Here is a 7,800-nt window from a genome sequence, read left to right as displayed (position 1 = left end):
CCAGAACAAAGTTTTTGTGGATTTTTTAAGTTATAAAGCGACAAGTTTAATGAATAGTAACAGTTGAAATACTGTAAATTCATTATCTAGTTTGTGATAACACAGAACTTGGTATTTAATTACAGTTGCTCTAGTTTTATACTTACTTAGTTATTTTGATATATTTTTGACATATGAATATTAACACAATAATTTTAATTATCTGTTCACTTTTTTTTATTAAATTGTTTAGTTTAGTAAATATATTTGTAACGGCTCGCAAACAAAAACGCTTCGGCTCGCAAACAAGGCAATTTTCAGCTGGTAGTGCGTCAAGGAAGTGTGGGAAGGGTGGGAAGTAGAAGGAAAATTGTACCTGTATCTTGTTGGACGTTATGTGGAGAGAGGACGAAAAATATCGCTGCGCGTATAATAATTGGTAGTCCTGCATAGTAATGGTCAAGTATAAGGCGTAAAAATAGAAAAGCTACATTTTAATGCCAACTAATTCTATAATTCTTTTCCTCACGTCACTATTACTACTTCCAAATATTTTTTGTCAAAAAACTGAAAGCTATTTTTAGAAAACTTCAGTCCTCTTAAGACCTTATTGAGTTCATCAATAGTCTTAACAGCAAGTTCTTGATCGTAAAAAGTACCAAGTGTTATAACGTATTCATGATAACCCTCACAAAAGGAAAATCTTGCTTCATAAACTTCAAAACCAGCATCAATACCACATCTAGACGCAGAGAAATATCCATACAAATCTATTTCAACCTCATCAATGTACTTATATTGCGTCAATGGAGACAATTTTTGCTTGTCGAAAGATTGAAAACTATGTCTGGAAAATTTTAATCCTCTTAGAACCGCATTCAGTTGATTCACAATCTTAATAGCAGTCTGCCTGTCGCAACAGGAACAAACTGTCTCAACAAAATTGGTATGAAAGCTGGCGCTAACATAATAAGTTCTATCATTGAGTTGATTTAAATAAAAATATCCATGCAAATCAACCTCATTTTTATTAATTATTATAACCATTAAAATTTATTCAAATCAATTAATAGTAATTTTGTCCCGCAAAATAACTCTATAATTATTTTGACATGAAAGAAATGATAAATCAATAGAATTACTTATAATTGATTGACAATAAGTCTTATATTCAATACAAGTTACATTTTGAACTTCATCATAATCACCATCATTACAATCCCTAATCCCTGTTATTACTTGAAATTCTTTCTGAAAAATTCCACATTCCATACTGCATTGATAATTTACTTTTGCATCATAACAAATATAACCATCGCCACATTCATATTCCTTTACTATTTCTACATTTGTCTCGTTTAAATACTGTATAAATAAAATTTTCACCCCATCTTCTACAGTATCTTGTATTTCTTCGTTAATCAAAAGTTTATCTTTATGATAAAATTCTCTCCCAAATACCATAACTAAATTCAGAATTAACAGAACAAGCATCAGCAACTTAAAAACTGGTCTATTCATACCTTTTTAAATCAGCTAAATTTTTAGTTTTTTAGATATATTTAACAATTAATATTATATCATTTCTTAATAAAAAATATATTTTTATTTAATTAGTTTAGTCATAAAACAACAGTCAAAGGTCACCACGATTTCAGCAACTCCAACTAGGTAAGAATAGTCAAGTAAGATTTAATTTTTAAAAGTTCCTACCTCTCATTTAAAAATTAAATCTTACTTTTGTTTGCTGCTTTTTGCTTTTAATAGAAACTCCTGAATTTCTGGCTGCACCAAATGCTGCATTCGCACTAATAGTTGTTCCATTAGTTGCTTGCCATCCTTTTCCAAAATATGTGCCGACAGTCGCAAAGCTTCTTGAATTAATTTCAAAGTTTTAACTTTCTCATTGTCACCCTCAACCAGATCGTAATCTTCAATTAACGCCTGCACCCCAAACTCAGGATGTTGCACCTTTGCTACCAAGAAATCAAAATTAGTCAGGAGTTTGTAATACTTCTCTAATTGATTTGACTCCACCAAAGTATGAATATTACCCAACATAGCACGTTGACGCGCAGGCGTTGCAGATGCTAATTTTTCAGAAAATTTGCCCACAATATTATTACTCCTGTCTAAAAAACTGTTTGTTAACTCATATTTGCTCAAGTTCTCTACTGAGCCTAAAACTAGGAAAGCTGATATTTAGTGCCAAGTTCTCTAGAATCACAAACTAGATAACGAATTTACGCGATTTCAGGCTTCACTACTTATTAAAAATAGTTAATGAAAGGTGTAGCATACTTTTTTAGGTAAGAGCTTAAAAGTCTTGGCACAAAAGAATTATAGAATTAGTTGGCACTAAAATGCAGCTTCTCTAGTTTTAGCCCAAATAAAAGACAATTATGCAGAGAAAAATTTTAACATTTGCAACAGCTATCTTAATTTTCGCTGTCCAGACGGCAAAGGCTAATGCTAGTGATGTGACTATTTCTATAGATTTCGCCACTCTTTTTAAAAGTTTTCCAGATTTCATTCATGGCAATGGTTTAGATATAGGCTTAACTGTTGAATATGATATTGATGAAGGTGGACTTAATATTGGAGCAAACTATCGAATAGAAGACTTTGGAGCTTGGAATACCAATCCACTAATACCAAATAGTGTGAATCAAGAATTGTATGTTCAAACAGCACTGTATGAAACCGTTACAGCAAATGCAGTATTAGCAACATCTTTGTTTAATTCTCTATTAGATGATGGTTTAGGATTCTATGACACTAGTGTTACTTTATCTCTTATCGGAACTGGAACAATTAATGGAAAACCTTTCTCACTGACTCCTTCTGTAAGCTATAGGGTTGAAGATGAAAAACTTGTAGCATCAGTTTCAGGCACTTACAATTTTGATCTAAGTAATCGGGTTGGATTCACAGTTGGCGATTTGTTCTCTGAGAATACTAGCGGTGAATTAACATTGAGAGCTGATAGATTACTTGAAAATGGTGATTTGGAAATAGATGGAGAAGCAAGATGGAGAGTTAACAATGGAGAATCAAGTTTTAGGTTTGAACTGGATGGACGGTTTACTGGTCTTGATGCTGGAAGAGTATCAGATATATTTGGGATTAGAGAAGAAATAGAAGATATCGGTAAAGAAATTGGAGAAGACGATATTGGCCTAGAAGAATTAGTACCTGCTATTAAATTAGAATTTGGCTTACAACCAAATACAGTAGGAGCTAATAGCTATGATGTAGATGCAAATATAAGAGTTGAGAAAGTTTCTCAAACAGCTCCAGAACCCACATCAGTGTTTGGTCTACTCACCCTCGGAACTTTAGGAGCAGCATCAACCCTTAAGCGAAAACTGAAGTCTTCAAAATCCACAGATAAAGAGTTAGAAAAAGCATCCTAAACTAATTCAGTACAAAAATATTTACTAAAACGGTTACTTCTTCCCCTATTCTGAGAGATGTAACTTTTTTTATACTTCATTTTAAATGATTGATTTTTTCCTACTCCTAGCACAATCCCCTTCTCCAGAATGCCTCCCACAGTATCCTACAACTGTTTCAGGTAAAGAAATCTGCATTTTCCCGCCTCCTCCTGCTTTAGGTTGTGCTGACATCAAGAAAGAATATGGAGAATCTATCATAGTTGTGGAGGTGGAAGGTCGCGAATCAGACCCTCAGCGGTTAGATAGAGATAAAGATGGTGTGGGGTGTGAGTGACTATCGAGTTTCAAAATTGAATAATCAATTACTATTGAAAACTGTACAAAAACCAGTTAACCTTGCTATATTAAACATAACTGAAATTTGTACAAGTCTCAAGGTATGTTAAAAAGTAAAGAGAAAAATCCTAACTATGGTGGCTATAGACCAGGTTCGGGACGTAAAAAGAAAGCTCCTACTAAAGCAATTAGGGTAAGGGAAGATGTAGCTATTGAGCTGGAGATTTTAATCAAGGCTGAAGGAGCTGACTATGTGTTAGACCTGTTGAGGAAACATACAGAGCCACACTTTTTAAGAGCAGCGGAGGAAGTTTTAGCAAAGTTTAACGGCGATACTCCAGGAAAAGCAGACAGAGTGAACATTCCAGAGGATACGTCTCCAATCATTAAGCTTAATTCCGATCAGGAAGCTGCTATAAAATTTCTCAATCAATGGTTTGCCTCAAATGACAAAACCGCAATACTTTCGGGTGCTGGTGGGACTGGAAAAACATTTACGATAGGCTATTGGCTTCAGCAGTTGCCGAATGTAAATTTGCAATGGCCTCAATGGGTACAAAAAAGCTGGAATGAATGGAAGACTAATCAAATCGATGTGTTTGATGGCGAAGCAATTGCTTTTGACTACTGGCTTCAAATGAGGAGTTGGGATTATGACGGGCACAGTGACTGGGAATCCTGGATTTTAGACTGGATGGGAGAAACCGACGAATCTAATGAGATCGAAACAATCTTCCTGGCTCCTACCCATAAAGCCAAGAATGTTCTGAAGCGATCGCTCTCAAACTCCGGCATTAATTCTCCCGAAGTTTACACAGTTGCTCAGGCATTGGGAAAACAACCAATAATAATAGAAAGTGGTTTTGAAGAGTTCCAAATGCAAGATGATATAGATTTAATTACTGCTGCTGAATTAGTAATTGTAGATGAAGCTTCCATGGTGGGAAAAGATGATTATCAAGAAATAATAAATCGGGGTGAAAAAATATTATTTCTGGGAGACAAAGATCAATTGCCTCCTGTCGGCGAGCATGGCGCAATGGCATTTATTAATCCCCCTAGTTGTGAACTTAAGAAGGCAATGAGATACTCTGGTCACATATTAAATGAATGTAATAAATTGAGGGAAGGAGTTCAGCAAAATTTCATTCATCCAATTAAACCCGATGGAGATACAATAGTCAGATTAAAAAGAGTAGAGGCTTTACAAAAAGCTATCGAATTAATGAAAAGTGATTTTTTTCAACAGGACTCTACTTTTGCTCGAATTTTAGCTTTCCGCAACAAGCAGGTTGATAGCAACAATAAATATCTCAAGCCAAAAATATACGACAGAAAAGATGACTATTTTGAGGGATTAAGGTTAATTGCTAACAAACCAGTGCAACGAAAATCAGGGAATGGTAAATGGCAAATCTACTGCAATAATTCAGAAGAGATCAAGGTTTTGTCTGACCCCGAAGTAGTAGAAATTAATGATAAATTATTAGCAGCTATGCCTAACAATTGTCAGGAACTAAAAGGCTTGTATGGTGTGGGAAAAGCGACTATATTTAAGTGTTTATCCGATGGAGGTATTGAGTTTAATTCTATAATTCTTGATGATAAAGCTAATCTTAGAAAGCAGGAATTAATAAGATTAATTCAGGCTAAATACAAACAAACTTTTGCTAAAAATTATAAAGGTGCTTTAGCATTTCTCTATCGTTGGGGTGACGATTTAAAAGATATATTTTCTAGCACTGTGCATAAAAGTCAAGGGTCTACATATAATCACGTTTTTGTTGAGTTGAGTGATATTTTAAGGCCACCTTCTCAGAGAAAAAAAAGTGACCCTGATGACCGTCCCAAACTTCTCTACACTGCTGTATCGAGAGCTTCAGAGAGAGTTTATTTGATTGAATCTTGAAATGTGTATAGATTTCAGTTAGTATTGCTCTTTCTTAACTATCCAGAGTTTAGAGGTCATCTACAGCTAGACTTGCAGCAGCAGTTAATTGTTTTTGTTGATAGCGTTCGAGGATGGCGATCGCTACCGATACCCTTATAATAAGAGGTACTACCAAATCCGGTTTAGTAAGACCATAAATGATTACAGCGCTTTTGCTCATTGATGAACTACATCTTCACACATCAAACCTTGTAGGGATGTTCCATGGAACGTCCCTACTGTGGTCTACCCAAATGAAAACCGCTGTAATAATCTCAACTTTCCTGTTTCAAATAACTATTTGTGGCCGATATGGGTAGAGGATGTCAATATGGTGTTTTCTTGATAGTTTTTAGGAAATTTTTTCTAGCTGTTTCTTTGATTTGTTCTACGCTTATTGGCCTTTAGACTTAAGCCTAAACCTCCAACAGCCAGAAGCCCAAAAATAGTACTGGGTTCAGGAACAGAATGAACGGAAGCAGAACGAACTAAGTAATGGCCAACTGTAGAAAATGAAATTGATTCATTTCTAGCTATCAAAGTATTTGCTTCATAGGCTGGCACGCCGCTAAAAAATAAGAAGTCCAAGTCACCATTTATACGCAACTGGTTATTTGTAGGGTCGCTCAGAAAACCAAGGGTTTCGGGATTATTATCCTGAAAGCTTGTAGCCCCTAATAAATTAATCAAGTCTGTAAAGGGAGTTAGATTTCCTGTTACAACCGTATTTATACCTGGAATGCCTGCATTCAGGACTAGAGTCTCAAATTCGGCAACGTTTGCGTGCCGGAAGCCTTCAAATTCGCCTCCTACACCGAATTCTCCTGCTACATCAATAAAAGTACGATCTTGAGAAAGGTGAACATCAAGCCACTCAAGGTTAGTATCGGTGTCGCGAGTAATTGAGCCAGCTCCAAATACAAAATCGTCAAGCGAGATAAGTGCAGCTTTAACTGGTGCTGACCAAGTAAGACACAAAATTGTACCTATAGCTAATTTACTGAATTTCTTCACAATTTTCTCCTATGAAAAACCTAATATAAATTAGACTTGTCGCTTTATAACCTCAAAAACCCCCAAAAATCTTGTTCTATAAGGATTGTAGCTATTAGCAGCTAAAAAACCTTGAATTATTGCTCTGTCTAGCTTGGAGCGATTTTTTCCCTCTATTTAGCGACAACTCTATTATTAGATTATCAAAGCAGAGCAAAAAATATTCTAAAAGTGGCGTTGCAAATCAGTATTTTTACTATTCTTCATCTAGTAAAATGAGATACTAATTTAGCTTTTATTGCCATGGCCTCTTTTATTGAAGATATTCAATTATTTATACCGGGTTTATTATAACCGGATTTAGTATAATTATTAATTGTTAATTATTAATTGTTTACTCCTCTATTTCTCTTTGACTCTCCAACCAATTTTCTACATCTGCAATAGTTTTCATATCAAAAATTTCCTCCCCTAAAATATCTAATTTTGCCAAAGATAATTGTTGGATTTGACTCTCCACTTCTGGAGAAATTTCTCCTAACATTCGCCGAATTAGACGCAATATTTGTTTGACTGCTTCCTCAATTTTTCCTTCTTCTTTAGCTTCCTGTTTCGCTAAACTAATCTCACCTTTCCTATCCCCAATAAATACTTCTTGTTTATGTAATTCCTCTAATTCCTCATTACTTAGATTGGCTCGGTTAGCAATATTTAACGCAGCTTCGATTTCTGCTACTTCTCCAAGAGAATCAGGAATTACTTCTAAGTTAGTCGCAGATTTAAGGAAATAAATCCATTTATCACTCTCGGTTTCTAACTCTGATAATTCTTTGTTAAATTTGGGTAACTCTAAAAATATTAGTTTTAACTCGTCTCGATAGTTAAATGAATCTTTCTCCTCCTTGAATCTAAATTTGTTAATCATTTTTTTTGCTTCTTTAAATAGCACAAAATCTGTAATAGTCAAAGCAATAAAGGGTTTTAAAGTTCGATATCCTTCCCCAGTATCTAGCTGGTTACCATAAGCTTTAGCTAAGTTATAAATTACTCTTTTTTCAAATGCTTCAACGTTCAATACCTGCATCTCAATTATGACTGTAGAGCCATTATCTAATACAGCTCTAACATCTAGATAAGTATCTTTAAGAGTTTGAGTAATGCCTG

At 34.7% G+C, this 7,800-nt stretch carries 9 protein-coding genes; 3 read left to right on the top strand and 6 right to left on the bottom strand.

The window, feature by feature from the left end; all coding sequences use genetic code 11:
- Positions 1 to 504: 504 nt before the first annotated feature.
- From F6K15_RS36960 to F6K15_RS36950, 3 genes are all read right to left on the bottom strand, one after another.
- A complete protein-coding gene (locus F6K15_RS36960; protein WP_293070980.1) occupies positions 505 to 1,026 on the bottom strand; it encodes a hypothetical protein in 522 nt (173 codons plus the stop codon).
- A 15-nt stretch (positions 1,027 to 1,041) separates the two neighbouring features.
- On the bottom strand, positions 1,042 to 1,500 hold the full coding sequence (locus F6K15_RS36955; protein ID WP_293070978.1) for a hypothetical protein: 459 nt from the start codon (positions 1,498 to 1,500) through the stop codon (positions 1,042 to 1,044).
- 213 nt (positions 1,501 to 1,713) lie between these two features.
- Positions 1,714 to 2,094: a hypothetical protein gene (locus tag F6K15_RS36950; RefSeq protein ID WP_293070976.1), complete on the bottom strand. Its 381-nt coding sequence runs from the start codon at positions 2,092 to 2,094 to the stop codon at positions 1,714 to 1,716.
- A gap of 287 nt (positions 2,095 to 2,381) precedes the next feature.
- On the opposite strand from F6K15_RS36950, the gene F6K15_RS36945 reads away from it, so the two are divergent.
- From F6K15_RS36945 to F6K15_RS36935, 3 genes are all read left to right on the top strand, one after another.
- Positions 2,382 to 3,395: a PEP-CTERM sorting domain-containing protein gene (locus F6K15_RS36945; protein WP_293070974.1), complete on the top strand. Its 1,014-nt coding sequence runs from the start codon at positions 2,382 to 2,384 to the stop codon at positions 3,393 to 3,395.
- Positions 3,396 to 3,480: 85 nt separating this feature from the next.
- Positions 3,481 to 3,711: an excalibur calcium-binding domain-containing protein gene (locus tag F6K15_RS36940; RefSeq protein ID WP_293070972.1), complete on the top strand. Its 231-nt coding sequence runs from the start codon at positions 3,481 to 3,483 to the stop codon at positions 3,709 to 3,711.
- 87 nt (positions 3,712 to 3,798) lie between these two features.
- Positions 3,799 to 5,622 (top strand): AAA family ATPase, encoded by a 1,824-nt coding sequence (locus F6K15_RS36935; RefSeq protein ID WP_293070971.1) that lies wholly within the window; start codon positions 3,799 to 3,801, stop codon positions 5,620 to 5,622.
- Positions 5,623 to 5,671: 49 nt separating this feature from the next.
- Here the strand turns inward: F6K15_RS36935 and F6K15_RS36930 are convergent, their stop codons facing one another.
- The 3 genes from F6K15_RS36930 to F6K15_RS36920 all read right to left on the bottom strand — a co-directional run.
- Positions 5,672 to 5,824 (bottom strand): hypothetical protein, encoded by a 153-nt coding sequence (locus F6K15_RS36930; protein WP_293070969.1) that lies wholly within the window; start codon positions 5,822 to 5,824, stop codon positions 5,672 to 5,674.
- A gap of 185 nt (positions 5,825 to 6,009) precedes the next feature.
- A complete protein-coding gene (locus F6K15_RS36925) occupies positions 6,010 to 6,657 on the bottom strand; it encodes a PEP-CTERM sorting domain-containing protein (protein WP_293070967.1) in 648 nt (215 codons plus the stop codon).
- A 373-nt stretch (positions 6,658 to 7,030) separates the two neighbouring features.
- A partial coding sequence (locus F6K15_RS36920) for an Rpn family recombination-promoting nuclease/putative transposase (protein ID WP_293070965.1) occupies positions 7,031 to 7,800 on the bottom strand: 770 nt, incomplete at its 5' end.

Origin of the sequence: Okeania sp. SIO2B3 (assembly GCF_010672525.1) — a bacterium.
GTDB lineage: Bacteria > Cyanobacteriota > Cyanobacteriia > Cyanobacteriales > Microcoleaceae > Okeania.
This window is presented reverse-complemented; position numbering and strand designations above follow the sequence as displayed.